We start from the raw sequence: 16,859 nt of genomic DNA on the forward strand, positions 1-16,859 counted from the left end.
ATGATTATTGTAAGTTCTTGTTTATGCGGTATTAATTGTAGGTATGATGGTAGTAATAATTTAGATACGCAAGTGCTTAAACTACTAAAAGAAGGGAAAGTTATTCCTGTTTGCCCAGAACAGCTTGGAGGGCTAGCCACTCCACGAGAACCATGTGAAATTTTAAATGGTAATGGTCTTGATGTAATAGATGGCAAAGCAACAATTATTGGAACGAAAAATAATGATGCAACTTCAAGCTTTTTAAAAGGTGCCTACGAAACTCTTAAAATAGCAGAGGAAATAGGAGCTACTGTGGCTATTTTGAAGGCGAGAAGTCCCTCTTGTGGAGTTTCTAAAATATATGATGGAACATTTAGCGGTACTCTAAGGCCAGGTAATGGAGTTACTGCTGAGTTATTGCTATCAAAGGGCATAAAGGTTTTTACTGAGGAAGATTTAGATGATATAAAATTATGACTAGAACTAAAAAGAACTCCAAAATTGGAGTTCTTTTTAGTTCTAGTCAACAGTTATGTGCACCGCATCTTCTTCAAGGACAACTTTTATATATTCAACTTCAGGGTCTTCGGTTCCTTGAACATACAATCCAGTATTTTTTAACTTTTCAACATAATCTACAATCTCTTGTGTTATTCTCTCACCGGGGCAAAGAACTGGGATGCCAGGTGGATAAGCCATTAAGAATTCACCGCTTATCATACCAACACTTTTCTTGATTTCAACAGCGGTATTTACACTATTGAATGCTTCCCTAGGAATTTGAACTTGCTCTGGAATACTAGGTATATCAATGAAATCTATTTTTTTTGTGCCCTTACCATAATATTCATAACTTATTTCTCCTAGAGCCTTTAGTAATTGTTCCATTCCATCTCTTGTATCACCAAAGGACCCAACTGCTAATATATTATAAATATCAGATAACTCCATTTGTATGTGATATTTATTAGAAAGTATCATATCTAAGTCATAACCTGTTATACCTAAATCACGACAAGTTATTGTGATTTTAGTTGGATCAAAAGCATAAGCTCCAAAGCCATTTAAAATTTCTTCACCGAAACAATAAAATCCAGGAATTTTATTTACTTCACTTCTTACATAATTACATAAATCAATGGTTTTTTCGAGTAGTTCCGTACCATTTAATGCAATTTGCCTTCTTGCACAATCAAGGGATGCCATTAGTATATATGAAGGTGATGTTGTGTGCATAAGATTTATCAGTTGTTTAACTCTAGCAGGGCTCACAAGTTTAGAATTAACATGAAGCATTGAACTTTGAGTTAAGGAGCCAATAATTTTATGCGTACTTTGAGCACATATATCTGCACCAGCTTCCATTGCGGACATTGGTAATCTGTTATTAAAATTAAGATGAGGGCCATGAGCTTCATCAACTATAAGAGGAATGTCATATTCATGAACCATATCTGCAATTTTTTTAATGTCAGTGGAAACGCCATAATATGTAGGGTTAATTATAAGAACAGCTTTTGCATCAGGATTATTCTTTAAGGTTTCTTCAACTGTCTCTGGAGAAACCCCATGAGCAACTCCTATTTTCTTATCTAGCTCTGGTTGCATATAAACTGGTACCGCACCTGATAAAATTATACCGCCAGTTATTGATTTATGTACATTCCTAGGCACAATGATTTTATCACCTGATCCAACTACAGACATAATCATAGCTTGAATTGCACCAGAAGTTCCATGAACTGAGAAAAATGATGCATCAGCACCATAGGCATCTGCTGCTAATTCCTGCGCTTTTTTAATAGGGCCGGTTGGGTGGTGAAAACTGTCAACTAGTTTAAAAACTGTAACGTCAATCTTAAAAGGGTTTTCTCCCATAAATTTTTTAAATTGTTCATCAGCTCCTAAGCCTTTTTTATGACCAGGTACATGAAAAGGTAAGGTATCTCTGTCAACATATTCCATTAGAGCATCGAATAATGGAGTTTCATTTTGATTTAATCTATACATTTTATACACCCCTTTCAAAAGAATTTATATTAACTATTTAAATTGCTATTTAAAAAATATTCATTCAGCCAATTTATAATTATAGAGGATTAGATATGCAATTGCAATTATAATCCTTTATTATTATAAAATAAAACAAAATAATCGTATTTAAAACCTTAAGAAAATAATAATTCATAATAAAGACATTAACAATACCTTTTATTTGTAATAGGTTGATAGTATAATATGATAGACTAAAGGCATGTTAATACAAAACATATAGAGAAGATATCAATTGCTATTTTTTTATAGAAAAACTTAAGGAGGACAATATATATGACATATAAAGAGAAATATGAAAACTGGATTAGTTCAAATTTTATAGATGTAGAATTAAAGAAAGAGCTTGAGCAATTAGTAGATGAAAAAGAAATTGAGGATAGATTTTATAAAGATTTAGAGTTTGGCACAGGAGGGCTTAGAGGAATAATTGGTGCAGGTACGAACAGAATGAATATACATACAATAGGTAAAGCAACTCAGGGGTTATCTGACTATTTAAAATCAAAATACACTGAAAAAATTTCAGTTACTATAGCATATGATTCAAGAAATATGTCAATAGAGTTTGCAAAAGCTGCTGCAGAAACGCTTTGTGGAAATGGTATCTCGGTGAACTTATTTGAAAAATTAACACCAACACCAATTTTATCTTATGCTGTTCGTCAATTAAAAAGCAAGGCTGGAATTGTTATTACCGCATCGCATAATCCTAAAGAATATAACGGGTATAAGGTTTATGGAGAAGATGGGGGACAAGTTACTGATGAAGTTGCAAAAGACATAATAACTTGTGTAGGTAGCGTAGAAGACTTTTCTAAAGTTAAAAATATGGGCTTTGATAATGCAAAACAAAATGGAACATTAAAAATCATTGGAGAGAACATTTATTTATCATATTTGGATAAGGTTAAAAATCTAACTATAAGAAAAGGCTTGGTTAATAAATATGCCAGCGATTTAAAAATAATTTATACTCCTATTCATGGATCTGGCAATATACCTGTGAGAAGGGTTTTAAAAGAATTAGGTTATAATAATGTATTTGTTGTGAAAGAGCAAGAGATGCCAAATGGAGATTTTCCTACAGTGCCATATCCTAATCCAGAAGAACCAAAGGTGTTTGAACTAGCGTTAGAAATGGCAAATGACATTAATCCAGACATTATTTTTGGTACAGACCCTGATTGTGATAGAATTGGAGTAGTAGTTAAGGGTGATGAAGGAAAGTACAAGGTACTGTCCGGGAATCAGACAGGAGTATTATTAAGTAATTATATACTAAATGCACTAAGTGAAACGGATCAATTGCCTAAGGATGGTGTAGTAATAAAAACTATTGTTACCACAGATATGGTAGATGCTATTTCTAAAAAATATAATGTAGAAGTGTTAGATGTGCTTACAGGTTTTAAATATATCGGAGAGAAAATTAAAGAATTTGAAAAGACATGTGAGAAAGACTTTATATTTGGATTTGAAGAAAGTTTTGGTTATTTAGCAGGAAATTTTGTGAGAGATAAAGATGCAGTTATAGCAGCAGTGCTAATTTGTGAAATGACACTTTACTACAAAAATAAAGGTCTAAGTTTGTATGATGCTTTAATAGGTATTTATAAAGAACATGGATATTATAAAGAAGGCTTAGTTTCAATAGAGCTTAAAGGAAAAGATGGTGCAAATAAAATAAGTAATATATTGGAGAATTTAAGATATTCAAAACAAGAATCCATAAACAATAACAGAATCGTAAAAAAAATGGATTATAAATTGGGTTTAGAAATGGATTTAATTAGCAATACTGAAAAGTCGATTAAATTACCGAAATCAAATGTATTAAAATTTGTATTAGAGGATGGTTCTTGGTTTGTAGTTAGACCATCAGGTACTGAACCAAAAATGAAGATTTATCTATCAGTTAAGGGAGATTCTTTGGAAAATGCATCTAAAAAGATAATAAATCTAAGAGAGAACGTTATGGTGATAATTGACAAGGCAGGCACAAATTAAAGATTGTTAGGAAGGTGTAAACATGGATAGCAAAACATATTTTTCGGAAAAATTAGCAGCACTTCTTTTTTTAGAAATAAAAAAGAATAGTAAAATTAATGATTTTATCATTTTGAATGATATTTATTTCCCTGTGAGAACTAATGAGATAATTCAAAAGGTAAAGAAAAAGGAAGATTTTAAAAATATCCCAGTCAACTTATTTATAGAAGGAATGTTTTATGTTTTGGGAGCAGATGAGCACTTTAAATACAATGAAGAGTATAAAAAAATTATTAATACTGTACCGAATTCGACAGGATTTATTAAGAGTGTAGTATTTAAAGAAATTAAAGATGAAAATTATGAAGAAGCATATATTATTTTGAAAGGATTATTAGTTATAGAAGAAAATATCGATAATTATGATAAAATTTTTCTTTTAGTTGACAAATTAAGGCTTAACAATATTATGTTTAAGGAAGAAGAACTAAAACTTGTAGAAAAAGCTAAAACTATTACTAATTATAGTAATCCATATTTATATGAGGCGCTAGTATTAAATAGTGAAAGTAAACATGATTTAGCATTAATGGCCTTAAGAAATTATACAATTAATGGTGGTGAACAAACTTTAGATGTTGTTGAACTTAAAAATTCATTGGAAACAATAACGGGTTTTGAAAAAGCAAAAGAGCTAGTGCAGGTGGATCCTAAAGAGGCACTTAAAATTTTAATACCTTTAATAAATCAATTAGGAGATAGACCAGATATATATTATCATTGCGCTGTTGCCTATAGAAATTTACAAAATTATGAGAAGGCAATATATTATTTAAATGAAGCAGTAGCAATTGATAAAGATTTAATTGAGGTGATTAATGAATTTGGAATTAATTATGCTTGCCTTGAAAATTACGAGATGGCAATACAATATTTTAGGAAAGCATTTGAAGTTACAAAATCTATAGAGATATGCACAAATCTAGTTATGTGTTATCTAAATGTAAAAAATGTTGAACAAGCAAGAATACATTTAGATATAGCTAAAAAAATAGATGCAAAAGATGAAATTGTGATCGATTTAGAAAAACTTTTTACTGAAAGTAAATAATGGAGTAGATAGAAAAAATTATATAGTATGATAAATATTTTGGGCGGCAATGGACATAATATTATAAGTAGGAAAATTAAGAACATTTATTAGAGGGGAGAAGAATTATGAGAGTTAAGAAAGCTATAATACCTGCAGCGGGGCTTGGCACAAGATTTTTACCAGCTACAAAAGCGCAACCTAAAGAAATGCTGCCAATCGTTGATAAACCAACAATACAGTATATTATAGAGGAGGCAGTTGCAGCCGGAATTGAGGAAATATTAATTATAACGGGAAGAAATAAAAGAGCTATCGAGGATCATTTTGATAAGTCAGTTGAACTTGAATACCAGTTACAAAAAAATGGTAAAGATGAAGTTCTAAAGATGGTTCAAAATATATCCAACTTGGCAAATATTTATTATATACGTCAGAAAGAACCTAAAGGTTTAGGTCATGCGATAAGTTGCGCAAAAACTTTTGTTGGAGATGAACCTTTTGCGGTAATGCTCGGTGATGATGTGGTAGATAGTGAAGTACCCTGCCTAAAACAACTTATAGATTGCTACTCAAAATATGAAACTTCAATTATAGGAGTTCAAGAGGTTCCTGAAAGTGAAGTTTCAAAATATGGTATTGTAGATGGAATATCAGTAGAAGACAGAGTTTATAAGGTTAAAGATGTTATAGAAAAGCCTAAGGCAAGTGAAGCCCCATCAAATATTGCTATACTAGGAAGATATATTATAACACCTAGAATATTTGATATTTTAGAAAATACAAAACCAGGTAAGGGTGGGGAAATACAACTTACTGATGCTTTAAAAACTTTAATATCAGAGGAAGATATGTATGCTTATAATTTTGAGGGTAGAAGATATGATGTGGGAGATAAAGAAGGTTTTTTAGAAGCAACTGTGGAATATGCACTTAAACGAGATGAGCTTAAAGAAACTTTTATGAAATATCTTTTAACTATTAAAGACAATGATATGTTTAAAGAGATTTATAGTAAATGTTTTAATAATCAAAACAAATAGTGTAAATAAAAAGCTAGTGAAACTAGCTTTTTATTTATATTAGGCAGAAGTTGTAATAAGTTAGATAAAGAATTACGAATGTAAATCAAGGGATTTTAGCAGAACATAATTTGTATTAATTTAATGAATTATAAATAAATAGTTAATATACTCTTATAAATTATACAAATAGAATGATTTAGGATATAATGGTACATGCTGAGATATACCATTATGTAAGTACAAAAAATATGTTGAATAATTTTAGAAATGATGTAAAATGGTTAGGGAGAGTTACACTGATAAAAAATCTATTAGCTTTAATGAAAGTAAAAGTTTATAAATATAAAAGAAAGAGTGTATAAGAAAGTTTATACATTAAATAAGACCTTTAAGGTTGCAGGAGGTAACAAAATGTTTCAATTAAAAGATGAATTATTATTAAAATTAAAAAACAAAACAGCTAAACTTGGTGTAGTTGGACTTGGCTATGTGGGCTTGCCACTAGCTGTAGAGAAGGCTAAGGTAGGATATGAAGTAATAGGGTTTGATGTACAAGATAAAAAGGTTCAAATGGTAAATGAGGGACGTAATTATATTGGTGATATTGTAGATGAAGATTTAAAAATGTTGGTAAAGACAGGAAAACTTAAAGCTACTACAGATTTTAGCTTTGTTAAGGATGTTGATACAGTATGTATAGCAGTTCCTACACCACTTGATTTATACAAACAACCAGATTTGTCATATGTAGTTGCATCAACTAAAAGTGTAGCTAAGTACTTACATAGGGGAATGCTTGTAGTACTCGAAAGTACTACATACCCAGGAACAACAGAAGAAGTGCTTAAACCAATACTTGAAGAATCAGGACTTAAATGTGGAGTTGACTTTTTCTTAGCGTTTTCTCCAGAGAGAATTGATCCAGGAAATAAACAATTTAACACAAAAAATACTCCTAAGGTAGTCGGAGGATGTACGAAAGATTGTACAGAAGTAGCTGGGATGTTATACAGAAGTGTGCTTGAGGGAGATATACTAGAAGTGTCTTCACCAGCAGTAGCTGAAATGGAGAAAATACTTGAAAATACTTTTAGAAATGTAAATATAGCGTTAGCTAATGAAATGGCTATTTTATGTAAAAGAATGAATATAGATATATGGGAAGTAATAGATGCAGCTAAAACTAAACCTTATGGTTTTATGCCATTCTACCCAGGTCCAGGACTTGGTGGACATTGTATACCTCTTGATCCGTTCTACCTTGAATGGAAAGCAAAAGAGTTTGATTATCATACAAAATTAATAGAAGCATCAGGTATAATTAATGATTATATGCCAGAATTTGTTTTAGAAAATGTTATGAAACTTTTAAATGGTCAGAAAAAAGCATTAAACGGAGCAAAAGTGCTTCTTATGGGTGCAGCTTATAAGAAAGATATAGATGATATGCGCGAATCACCAACATTAAAGGTTATAGAACAGTTAGAAAAGAATGGTGCTGACATCATTATAAATGATCCGTTTATACCTGCGTTCACACATAATGGCAAAGAATATGTAACTGTAAATTGGGAAGATGAAATAAAAAGTGCAGATATAGTGATTATAACAACAGATCACAGCAGTTATGATTATGAAAGAATTGTGGCAGAAGCTACTTTGTTATACGATACTAGAAATGCTACAAAACATGTTGTAAATAACAGAGAAAAGATAAATAAGCTTTAATGACAGCACTGTAAGTGATTATTTAATATAATAAATATGGCATGCAAGCATTGTAAACTATTTTATAATATTGCATGCCAAAATTATAGAAATCACTATTTTATTAACCGATAAATATAAGCAGTAAGGAATCCCTTAGAACAACGATTAAAAGAGGTTATGTTTTAATGGATATTATAAGGAGGATTTTAAATGAAAAAAATACGTATGGCAATAATAGGATGCGGAAGAATATCATATAAACATGTAGAGGCAATAATTCAAAATAAGGATGAAATTGAACTTGTAGCGGTTTGTGACGTGGTAGAAGCTAATGCTATCGCTAAAAAAGATGAATATATAAAAAAAATAGGTAACAATGCAGATGTTAAAGTTTATAAGGATTACAAAGAAATGCTTGAAAAAGTGGATATTGATATGGTTTCAATTGCTACTGAAAGTGGATATCATCCAGAAATAGCTATATATTGTATGAATAAAGGAAAACATGCACTTGTAGAAAAACCAATGGCTTTATCTACTCAAGATGCTGACAGAATGATTGAATGCGCAAATAAAAACAATGTTAAGCTTTGTGTTAGTCATCAAAACAGATTTAATGAGCCAATACAAAAGCTAAGGGCTGCAGTTGAGGAAAATAGATTTGGTAAATTAGTTAATGGAACAGCAAGAATCCTTTGGAATAGGAATATGGGATATTATACTCAAGCACCATGGAGAGGAACTTGGGAACTTGATGGTGGTACTTTAATGAACCAATGTATTCATAATATTGATTTATTACAATGGATGATGGGCGGAGAAATAGATACTGTTTATGCACAGTGTGGAACATTTTTAAGAGACATAGAAGCTGAAGATTTTGGAGCAATAATTATTAGATTTAAAAATGGAGCTATTGGTGTAGTTGAAGGTTCAGCTTGTGTATATCCTAAAAATTTAGAAGAAACATTAAGTATATTTGGTGAAAATGGTACAGTAGCTATTGGCGGTATTGCAGTTAACGCAATAGAAACTTGGAGATTTGCTGATAATAAGGATACTGAGGAAGAAATATTAAAACAACAAAAGGGAGACCCGGATTCAGTATATGGTTTTGGACATACACCGTTGTTTAAAGATATGATAGATGCTATAAATACAAATAGACAACCGCTCATAAATGGAGTAGAAGGAAAAAAAGGTATGTCTATAATACTTGCAGCTTATAAATCAAGACTAACAGGACTTCCAGTTAAATTTCCAATGGGAGAATTCTCAACAATGCAAATGAAAAAATAGTTTTAAAGATATTATATGAAAAGGGGTTATTTTCATGAAGTATGTTTCAGATAAAAGTAAATTGGGCAAAAATATAACAATGGGACATTTTGTAGTAATAGATAATGAGGTAGTAATAGGTGACAATTGTGTTATAGGAAGTAATGTAGTGATCCATGAGGGAACTATTGTAGGAGATAATGTTAGAATAGATGATAATACAGTAATAGGCAAGCAACCTATGAGATCTGTAAACAGCATATTTAAAAGTGAAGAAAAATTGCTGCCAGCTAAAATTAATGAAGGATGCCTTATAGGGGCAGGTGTAATCATTTATTGTGGATGCGAAATTGGAACTAAAACACTAATTGCCGATACTGCTGTAATAAGAGAAAATGTAACAGTGGGTTCAAAGACTATTATTGGTCGTGGAACTACTATTGAAAATTTCTGCAAGATTGGATCTAATTGCAAAATACAAACTAATGTATATATAACAGCATACTCATTAGTTGGAGATTATGTATTTATTGCACCTTGCGTTACAACATCTAATGATAATTATGCAGCACGTTCTAAAGAAAGATTTGGTAAATTTAAAGGTGTAACTATTAAAAATGGTGGAAGAATAGGAGCAGGAGCTGTTATTTTACCAGGTATTACTATACATGAAGATGGTTTTGTAGCAGCAGGTAGTGTAGTTACAAAAGATGTTGAAGAAGGTGTTATTGTAGTGGGTAATCCTGCTAAGGTAATGCGTGACGTACCAGAAAATCAATTGCTCAAGAATCAATAAAGGAAGTAAAAATGGGAAATTATAATTTTAGAAATCTAGAAAAAAATGAATATGAACTGTGGAATGAGTTTGTAGATAACTCTCCGCAAGGTAGCATATTTGCTAAAACATTTTGGCTTGATGCAGTAGGATCATATTATAAAATATTAGGGTGTTTTGATAAGGGGAATAGGCTAGTAGCAGGTATGCCTATAACTGAAACTAATAAGGGTCATGTATCAATGCCAAAGCTTACGCAAACACTTGGTATACTTTTTAATGACTTCTCTCAAATGAAATATGTGAAAAAAATTACAAAAGAAAAAGATATAACTATGGAATTTGTAAATAATATTCCTAAATTAAAGTTTTTTGATTGTGCATTTCACTATAATTTTACTAATTGGATGCCTTTTATGTGGAAAGGGTATAAAGAGCAAACTAGATATACCTATGTAATAGAAGGTATTCAAGACATTGAAAAAGTTCGGGGGGCGTTTGCAGATAGCACGAAGTCTGTTATTACGAAATCTATGGGTCTTAATTTAAAGGTTATTGATAGTTTGACCCTTACAGATATGTATAGTATGCTGAAAAAGACTTATGAAAGGCAGAATATGCCTGTACCTTTCGATTTTAATTGGTTTAGTAGCTTTGATAAAATAATAAATAAAAATAAATCAAGAAAGATGCTTTTTACAGTGGATGAACAAAACAATCTTCATGCAGCATTATATCTTGTATATGATAGAAACTCTGCATATTACTTATTAGGTGGTGCTGATCCCAAATTCAGAAGCAGTGGAGCTATGTATTTAAATATTTTTGAAGCTATAAAATATTCAGCAGAATTTACTGATAAATTTGATTTTGAAGGTTCAGTAGCTCCTCAAATAGAGAGTATGTTTCGCTCCTTCGGAGCGCTTCAAAAGCAATATTTTAGGATAAGTAAAAATAATTCAATTATTCTAAATTTGAAAGAAGATATAAGAAAGTACGGAAAAATCATACTTAGAAGGGGATAATTATGTATAAGAACAAAAAATTTCTAGCCATTATTCCAGCAAGAGGTGGTTCTAAGAGTATACCCAATAAAAATATTATGTCTATATGTGGTAAACCACTTATAGCTTATACAATTGATGCAGGGAAAAAATCTAAATATATAGATGAAATAATAGTATCAACAGATAGTGATGTAATTAAGGTGATAGCAGAGCAGTATGGAGCTAAGGTGCCTTTCTTAAGACCAGAGGAATTATCAAATGACACTTCAAAATCTATAGATGTAGTAATACATGCTATAAATTTTTATAAAAAAAATGATGTTAGTTATGATTATGTGATATTATTACAACCTACGTCACCTCTAAGGACATTTGAGCATCTGGATAATGCTATAGAGAAGCTTATTGAATCAAATAGCACATCACTTGTAAGCGTATGTGAAGCAGATGAAAATCCTGTACTTATGAGAAGAATAGAAAATGAAAAATTAAAAGAAGTTATTAGTTTTGAGGGAACAAATCTAAGGCGTCAGGATTTACCTACTTTTTATAAATTTAATGGTGCATTATATATAAATTCGAATGATATGTTAATAAATAAAAGAAAGTTTGTTGATGAAAATACAGTTCCTTATGTAATGGACAAGGAAAGCTCTATAGATATTGATACAATGCTCGATGCAAGACTTGTAGAACTTATAATAAAGGAGAGCATAGATGTTTAAGATAGAAAATAAAATTATAGGTGATGGAAACAGAACTTTTATTATAGCAGAGGCTGGGGTTAATCATAATGGAGACATAGATATAGCAAAACAACTGGTAGATAAAGCTGTAATTTCAGGTGTTGATGCAATAAAATTTCAGACATTTAAAACAGAAAAGTTAGTTACTGGATATGCGGATATGGCTGATTATCAAAAAAGTAATATTGGGCATACTTCCTCACAGTTTAGTATGTTAAAGAAACTAGAACTATCACAAGAAAGTTTTATAAAAATTCAAGAATATTGTAAATATAAGGGGATTATGTTTTTATCTACTCCTTTTGATTTTGAAAGTGCAGATTTTTTAGAATCTATAGGAATGTCGGCCTTTAAAATTAGTTCAGGAGATTTAACTAATATTCCTCTTTTAGAACATATAGCAAAATTTAATAAACCTATAATATTATCTTCTGGAATGGCAAATCTTTCAGAAATTGAAGAAGCATTAAATGCAATTTATTGTTTAGGAAATAGTGAGGTTGCTGTACTCCATTGTACTTCAAATTATCCAGCTAAATTACAAAGTGTTAACTTGAATGCTATGAATACTATAAAGAATGCTTTTAAAGTTGTAGGCGGGTATTCTGATCATACGAAAGGGATAACAGTACCAATAGCTGCAACAGCTATTGGAGCTAATATAGTCGAGAAGCATTTTACACTAGATAAAAATATGCAGGGACCAGACCACAAAGCTTCATTAAATCCTACGGAACTAAAAGATATGGTTCAAGCAATTAGGGATGTGGAAACGGCACTTGGAAATGGAATTAAAAGGTATAATCTAAGTGAAGTAGATACAATTAAGGCTGCAAGAAAAAGTATCGTTGCATCTAGATATATAAAAAAAGGGCAGATTATAACGCTAATGGATTTAGATTACAAAAGGCCAGGCACGGGACTTTCACCTAAATTTTATATAGATCTTGTTGGAAAAAAAACTAATAGAGATATAGAAATGGATGAACAAATAACTTTAAACATTATAGAATGAAAAGTAGCTAATTAGGTTTACTTTTATATAGAATAACAATTAATAATTGTTATTCTATAAGAGCCCTGCAAGGAGGAAAAACATGAAAAGAAAAATAGCAGTTATAACAGGTACGAGAGCCGATTATGGAATATTTTATTATGTTCTTAAGGAAATTGAAAAACATGAAGATTTAGACCTTAAGCTTATTGTATGTGGAATGCATTTATGTCCTGAATATGGGATGACTGTAAATGAAATAGAAAAAGATGGTTTTGATATAGCGGATAAGTTTGAAACTATATTAGCGTCGGATACTGGTGCTTCTATGGCTAAATCAATAGGACTTTCAATTATAAGCATGGCTCAAAGCTTTGATCGCATAAAACCAGATCTTTTATTAATACTTGGGGATAGGGGAGAAATGCTTGCTGCAGCAACGGCAGCTATCCATATGAATATACCTGTGGCTCATATTCATGGGGGAGAAGTAACTGGAACAGTAGATGAGTCTGTAAGACACGCTATAACTAAACTTTCACATATACATTTTCCTGCTAATGAGGATAGTAAGCAAAGAATAATTAAATTAGGTGAGAAAGAAAAGAATATTTATGTAGTGGGGGCACCAGGCCTTGATTATATTAAAAAAACACAATATATTTCAAGAAGTGAAATGCTAAAGAAGTTTGAATTAAAAGATGATAAGATATTTTTATTAACACAGCATCCAGTAACTACAGAGCGTGACATGGTAGAATGTCAAATACGACAAACGCTTGATGCAGTTGTAGAGCTAGGGTATCAAACTATAGTTTCATACCCTAACAGTGATAATGGAGGACGTGAAATTATAAAGGTAATTGAAGAATACAGAGCTAAATACCCATTCTTAAAGGTATTTAGAAACTTAAGTCAAGTAGAATACCTTAGCTTTTTAGAGATAGCAGAGGTAATGATAGGAAATTCATCTTCAGGTATAATTGAAGCACCTAGTTTCAAGTTACCTGTAGTAAATATAGGTTCAAGGCAAGATGGAAGATTAAGAGCTAGTAATATAATAGATGTTTCCTATGGAAAAGAATCTGTTATAAGAGGTATTAAAGAAGCGATATATGATGAAAGTTTTAAGAAACAATTAGAAAATTGTACAAATCCATATGGTGATGGCAATGCTAGCGGAAAAATAGCACAAATTATAAGTGAGGTAAAATTAGATAGGGAACTTATACAAAAGAGAATTACTTATTAACTTAGAAATTAAAGTTGAGGTGGAATTATGGAGAAAATCGTACTTGTAGGTGCAGGTGGACACTGCAAGGTAATTATAGATATTATAAAAAGTGTTGGTGAATATGATATTATAGGTGTAACAGATACTACTTTTAGAGGTCAAAAATTAGTATTAGATATACCTATAATAGGTGATGATAGTATTTTGAAAAAATTGTATAATGATGGTGTAAAAAATGCTTTTGTATGTATTGGTGCACTTCAAAATATTAAGCTTCGTGATAAAATATATAATAAATTAAAAGATATAGGATTTAATATACCAGTACTTATACATAAAGATGCAATAGTTTCATCTTATGCGAGCATTGCTGCTGGAACTTGTGTAATGCCAGGGGCTATAATTAATCCAGGTGTTTCCATAGAAGAAAATTGTATAATAAACACTGGTGTAGTAATTGAACATGAGTGTAAAATACAAAGGAACACCCATATTTCTCCTAAAGCATGTATAGCTGGTGCGGTGAAAGTTGGGCATGATACACATGTAGGGATGGGAAGTTGTATAATTCAAGCTCTACATATAGGGAATAATGTAATTATAGGAGCAGGAGCTGTGGTTATTAATAATGTAGAAGATAATGTAGTTGCTGTAGGAGTTCCATCAAAAATTATAAAGCGCAGGTGATATTGTGAAATTTCCAATTGAAAATTATTGTATAGGAGCTAGTTCTACAATAAAAGAAACTATGAAAGTTATAGATAAAAATTTAACTGGTGGAGCGCTAGTTGTAAATGAAAATAATGAATTAGTGGGAACTATTACAGATGGCGATATAAGACGTGCTATGATTAAGGGTTTAAGTATAAATGATAGTATAGAGAATACATATTTCAAAAATTTTAAATTTGTTACAGAAGAGCATAGTAAAAAGAAAGCAAAAGAGTATATGTTAAGCAATAATATAAGACAGGTTCCTGTAATTGATAAAGATAAAAAATTAATTGATTTATATTTTCTTGATGATATATTATCTTATGATAAAAAGGACAATTATGTTTTTATTCTAGCTGGAGGTTTGGGAACTAGGTTAAGACCATTAACTGAGACAGTACCAAAACCTATGCTATTAATTGGTGACAAACCAATACTAGAACTTATAATAGAACAATTCAAAGAATATGGGTTTAATAACTTTATGATATCTCTTAATTATAAAGGAGAAATAATAGAGGACTACTTCGAAGATGGGAAAAAGTTTGGAGTAAACATAGAATATATAAGAGAAACTAAAAAACTGGGTACAGCAGGATCAATAGCGTTAGTTAAAGAAAAATTTATAAAACCATTTATAGTTATAAATGGGGATATACTAACAGGTATAGATTTCGAAAAGTTTTTAAATCATCATATTAAAAACGAGTTTAATATAACTGTAGGTGTTAGAAATTATGAGGTTAATATTCCTTATGGAGTACTTGTTACTGATAATATGCTTATAGAGTCTTTGGAAGAAAAGCCCACATACAAATTTAATATTAATGGTGGTGTATATGTAGTAAATCCAGAAATTATAAAATATATACATGAGAATGAAGTTTACAATATGACAGACTTAATAGAAGATGCAATTAATAATAAATATAAGTCAGGTATATATGAAATAACTGAGTATTGGAAGGATATAGGACAAATAGAAGACTATAGAAAAGCCAACACGGATATTCACAAATTTTTTAAACTATAAAAAAGGGGTAGATTAAATGAATTGGCAAGGGAAAAAAGTTTTAATTACTGGCGCAGAAGGTTTTATAGGAAGTCATTTAACAGAAAGATTAGTGGAACTTGGAGCAGATGTTACGGCACTCGCTCAATATAACTCATTCAATAACTGGGGATGGATTGATACTTTTGATAAGAAGGTTAAAGACAGCATAAAAGTTGTTACTGGTGACATAAGAGAATATGATGGAATGAAAAGAATTATAAAAGGTCAAGAAGTAGTACTACATCTTGCGGCACTTATTGCAATTCCGTATTCTTATTTATCACCTATGGCTTATGTAAGAACAAATGTTGAAGGTACTACTAATGTCTTAGAAGCATGCAGGGAATACGATGTAGAAAAAATTGTACATACATCTACCAGTGAAACTTATGGTACAGCCCTTTATGTACCAATTGATGAGAAGCATCCAATGCAAGGTCAATCTCCATATTCAGCATCAAAAATAGGAGCAGACAAAATGGCAGAAAGTTACTATAAAAGTTTTAATATGCCTATAGCAACTATAAGGCCATTTAATACTTATGGACCAAGACAATCTGCAAGGGCTGTAATTCCAACAATAATATCACAGATACTCGCAGGAAAAACAGAAATCAAACTTGGAAGTTTAACTCCAACTAGAGACTTTAACTTTGTTAAAGATACTGCTGAGGCATTCATAAAAATAGCAGAAAGTGAAAAGACTATTGGTGAAGTTATAAATGCTGGTTCAAACTATGAGATAACTATAGGAGAGACAGTTAAAAAAATAATAAAAATAATAGGTAAGGACGTAAAAATTATTTGTGATGATGAACGATTAAGACCTACAAACAGTGAAGTTAATAGACTATGGGCTGATAATACTAAAATAAAGGAATTAACAGGCTGGAAGCCTAATTACAATATAGACGAGGGTCTTTGCGCAACAATAGAGTGGATAAAAAACAATATGCAGTATTTTAAAACAGACATATACAATGTTTAACAAAAGAATAGCTTTTAAAAAAGTAGGAGGTTTTTATAATGATACCTTTATGTATACCAGAAATTAGAGGCAATGAATTAAAATACGTTAAAGACTGTATAGATACTAATTGGGTATCTTCAGTAGGAAGTTATGTTAATTTATTTGAGAAAAAATTTAGTGAATACGTAGGCAGCAAAAGTGCTGTAGTTACAATGAATGGTACAGCTGCGCTTCAA

At 30.9% G+C, this 16,859-nt stretch carries 16 protein-coding genes; 15 read left to right on the forward strand and 1 reads right to left on the reverse strand.

Annotation, left to right across the window (positions count from 1 at the left end):
* The gene (locus tag KPL44_RS20670; protein ID WP_216254152.1) at positions 1-459 is read left to right on the forward strand and encodes a DUF523 domain-containing protein; all 459 of its coding nucleotides are present in this window, start codon (positions 1-3) and stop codon (positions 457-459) included.
* Positions 460-501: 42 nt separating this feature from the next.
* Here KPL44_RS20670 and KPL44_RS20675 read toward each other — a convergent pair whose 3' ends face one another.
* Positions 502-1,992: an aminotransferase class I/II-fold pyridoxal phosphate-dependent enzyme gene (locus KPL44_RS20675; RefSeq protein ID WP_216254155.1), complete on the reverse strand. Its 1,491-nt coding sequence runs from the start codon at positions 1,990-1,992 to the stop codon at positions 502-504.
* Between the two features lie 318 nt (positions 1,993-2,310).
* Between KPL44_RS20675 and KPL44_RS20680 the strand changes: the two genes are divergently transcribed.
* The 14 genes from KPL44_RS20680 to KPL44_RS20745 form a co-directional block, all read left to right on the forward strand.
* Positions 2,311-4,044, forward strand: a complete 1,734-nt coding sequence (locus KPL44_RS20680; RefSeq protein WP_216254158.1) for a phospho-sugar mutase — start codon at positions 2,311-2,313, stop codon at positions 4,042-4,044.
* 22 nt (positions 4,045-4,066) lie between these two features.
* Positions 4,067-5,137 (forward strand): tetratricopeptide repeat protein, encoded by a 1,071-nt coding sequence (locus KPL44_RS20685; protein ID WP_216254161.1) that lies wholly within the window; start codon positions 4,067-4,069, stop codon positions 5,135-5,137.
* 107 nt (positions 5,138-5,244) lie between these two features.
* Positions 5,245-6,159 (forward strand): UTP--glucose-1-phosphate uridylyltransferase GalU, encoded by a 915-nt coding sequence (gene galU / locus KPL44_RS20690; protein WP_216254164.1) that lies wholly within the window; start codon positions 5,245-5,247, stop codon positions 6,157-6,159.
* Between the two features lie 393 nt (positions 6,160-6,552).
* Entirely contained in the window at positions 6,553-7,869 is a 1,317-nt protein-coding gene (locus KPL44_RS20695) for a nucleotide sugar dehydrogenase (RefSeq protein WP_216254173.1), read from the forward strand.
* Positions 7,870-8,061: 192 nt separating this feature from the next.
* The gene (locus tag KPL44_RS20700; protein ID WP_216254175.1) at positions 8,062-9,150 is read left to right on the forward strand and encodes a Gfo/Idh/MocA family protein; all 1,089 of its coding nucleotides are present in this window, start codon (positions 8,062-8,064) and stop codon (positions 9,148-9,150) included.
* A 28-nt stretch (positions 9,151-9,178) separates the two neighbouring features.
* Positions 9,179-9,925: an acyltransferase gene (locus KPL44_RS20705; protein WP_372451231.1), complete on the forward strand. Its 747-nt coding sequence runs from the start codon at positions 9,179-9,181 to the stop codon at positions 9,923-9,925.
* Positions 9,926-9,936: 11 nt separating this feature from the next.
* Positions 9,937-10,929, forward strand: a complete 993-nt coding sequence (locus KPL44_RS20710) for a GNAT family N-acetyltransferase (protein WP_216254178.1) — start codon at positions 9,937-9,939, stop codon at positions 10,927-10,929.
* A gap of 2 nt (positions 10,930-10,931) precedes the next feature.
* The gene (locus KPL44_RS20715; protein ID WP_216254181.1) at positions 10,932-11,636 is read left to right on the forward strand and encodes an acylneuraminate cytidylyltransferase family protein; all 705 of its coding nucleotides are present in this window, start codon (positions 10,932-10,934) and stop codon (positions 11,634-11,636) included.
* Complete coding sequence (gene neuB / locus KPL44_RS20720; RefSeq protein ID WP_216254183.1) at positions 11,629-12,672, forward strand: N-acetylneuraminate synthase; 1,044 nt, start codon at positions 11,629-11,631, stop codon at positions 12,670-12,672. The genes KPL44_RS20715 and neuB overlap by 8 nt, the downstream gene beginning before the upstream one ends.
* An 82-nt stretch (positions 12,673-12,754) precedes the next feature.
* Positions 12,755-13,903 carry a UDP-N-acetylglucosamine 2-epimerase gene (gene neuC / locus KPL44_RS20725; protein WP_216254185.1) on the forward strand — a complete coding sequence of 383 codons (1,149 nt, stop codon included), beginning with the start codon at positions 12,755-12,757 and terminating at the stop codon, positions 13,901-13,903.
* Positions 13,904-13,930: 27 nt separating this feature from the next.
* Positions 13,931-14,572 carry an acetyltransferase gene (locus tag KPL44_RS20730; RefSeq protein ID WP_216254187.1) on the forward strand — a complete coding sequence of 214 codons (642 nt, stop codon included), beginning with the start codon at positions 13,931-13,933 and terminating at the stop codon, positions 14,570-14,572.
* Between the two features lie 4 nt (positions 14,573-14,576).
* Positions 14,577-15,632: a nucleotidyltransferase family protein gene (locus tag KPL44_RS20735; protein WP_216254190.1), complete on the forward strand. Its 1,056-nt coding sequence runs from the start codon at positions 14,577-14,579 to the stop codon at positions 15,630-15,632.
* Between the two features lie 16 nt (positions 15,633-15,648).
* Positions 15,649-16,641, forward strand: coding sequence for an NAD-dependent 4,6-dehydratase LegB (locus KPL44_RS20740; RefSeq protein WP_216254198.1), 993 nt, complete (start codon positions 15,649-15,651; stop codon positions 16,639-16,641).
* Positions 16,642-16,679: 38 nt separating this feature from the next.
* Positions 16,680-16,859, forward strand: a 180-nt coding sequence (locus KPL44_RS20745; RefSeq protein WP_216253513.1) for a DegT/DnrJ/EryC1/StrS family aminotransferase, incomplete at its 3' end; no start/stop codon positions are given.

It is taken from the genome of Clostridium sp. DSM 17811 (assembly GCF_018861905.1).
In the GTDB taxonomy this organism is placed as follows: Bacteria; Bacillota; Clostridia; order Clostridiales; family Clostridiaceae; genus Clostridium_AD; species Clostridium_AD frigoriphilum.

What these genes read in the sequence shown, in the direction of transcription:
- KPL44_RS20680 (WP_216254158.1), top strand. Translation starts at nt 2,311, where the DNA reads ATGACATATAAAGAGAAATATGAAAACTGGATTAGTTCAAATTTTATA.
- KPL44_RS20695 (WP_216254173.1), top strand. Translation starts at nt 6,553, where the DNA reads ATGTTTCAATTAAAAGATGAATTATTATTAAAATTAAAAAACAAAACA.
- KPL44_RS20685 (WP_216254161.1), top strand. Translation starts at nt 4,067, where the DNA reads ATGGATAGCAAAACATATTTTTCGGAAAAATTAGCAGCACTTCTTTTT.
- KPL44_RS20670 (WP_216254152.1), top strand. Translation starts at nt 1, where the DNA reads ATGATTATTGTAAGTTCTTGTTTATGCGGTATTAATTGTAGGTATGAT.
- KPL44_RS20700 (WP_216254175.1), top strand. Translation starts at nt 8,062, where the DNA reads ATGAAAAAAATACGTATGGCAATAATAGGATGCGGAAGAATATCATAT.
- KPL44_RS20675 (WP_216254155.1), bottom strand. Translation starts at nt 1,992, where the DNA reads ATGTATAGATTAAATCAAAATGAAACTCCATTATTCGATGCTCTAATG.
- neuB (WP_216254183.1), top strand. Translation starts at nt 11,629, where the DNA reads ATGTTTAAGATAGAAAATAAAATTATAGGTGATGGAAACAGAACTTTT.
- galU (WP_216254164.1), top strand. Translation starts at nt 5,245, where the DNA reads ATGAGAGTTAAGAAAGCTATAATACCTGCAGCGGGGCTTGGCACAAGA.
- KPL44_RS20715 (WP_216254181.1), top strand. Translation starts at nt 10,932, where the DNA reads ATGTATAAGAACAAAAAATTTCTAGCCATTATTCCAGCAAGAGGTGGT.
- neuC (WP_216254185.1), top strand. Translation starts at nt 12,755, where the DNA reads ATGAAAAGAAAAATAGCAGTTATAACAGGTACGAGAGCCGATTATGGA.
- KPL44_RS20710 (WP_216254178.1), top strand. Translation starts at nt 9,937, where the DNA reads ATGGGAAATTATAATTTTAGAAATCTAGAAAAAAATGAATATGAACTG.
- KPL44_RS20740 (WP_216254198.1), top strand. Translation starts at nt 15,649, where the DNA reads ATGAATTGGCAAGGGAAAAAAGTTTTAATTACTGGCGCAGAAGGTTTT.
- KPL44_RS20730 (WP_216254187.1), top strand. Translation starts at nt 13,931, where the DNA reads ATGGAGAAAATCGTACTTGTAGGTGCAGGTGGACACTGCAAGGTAATT.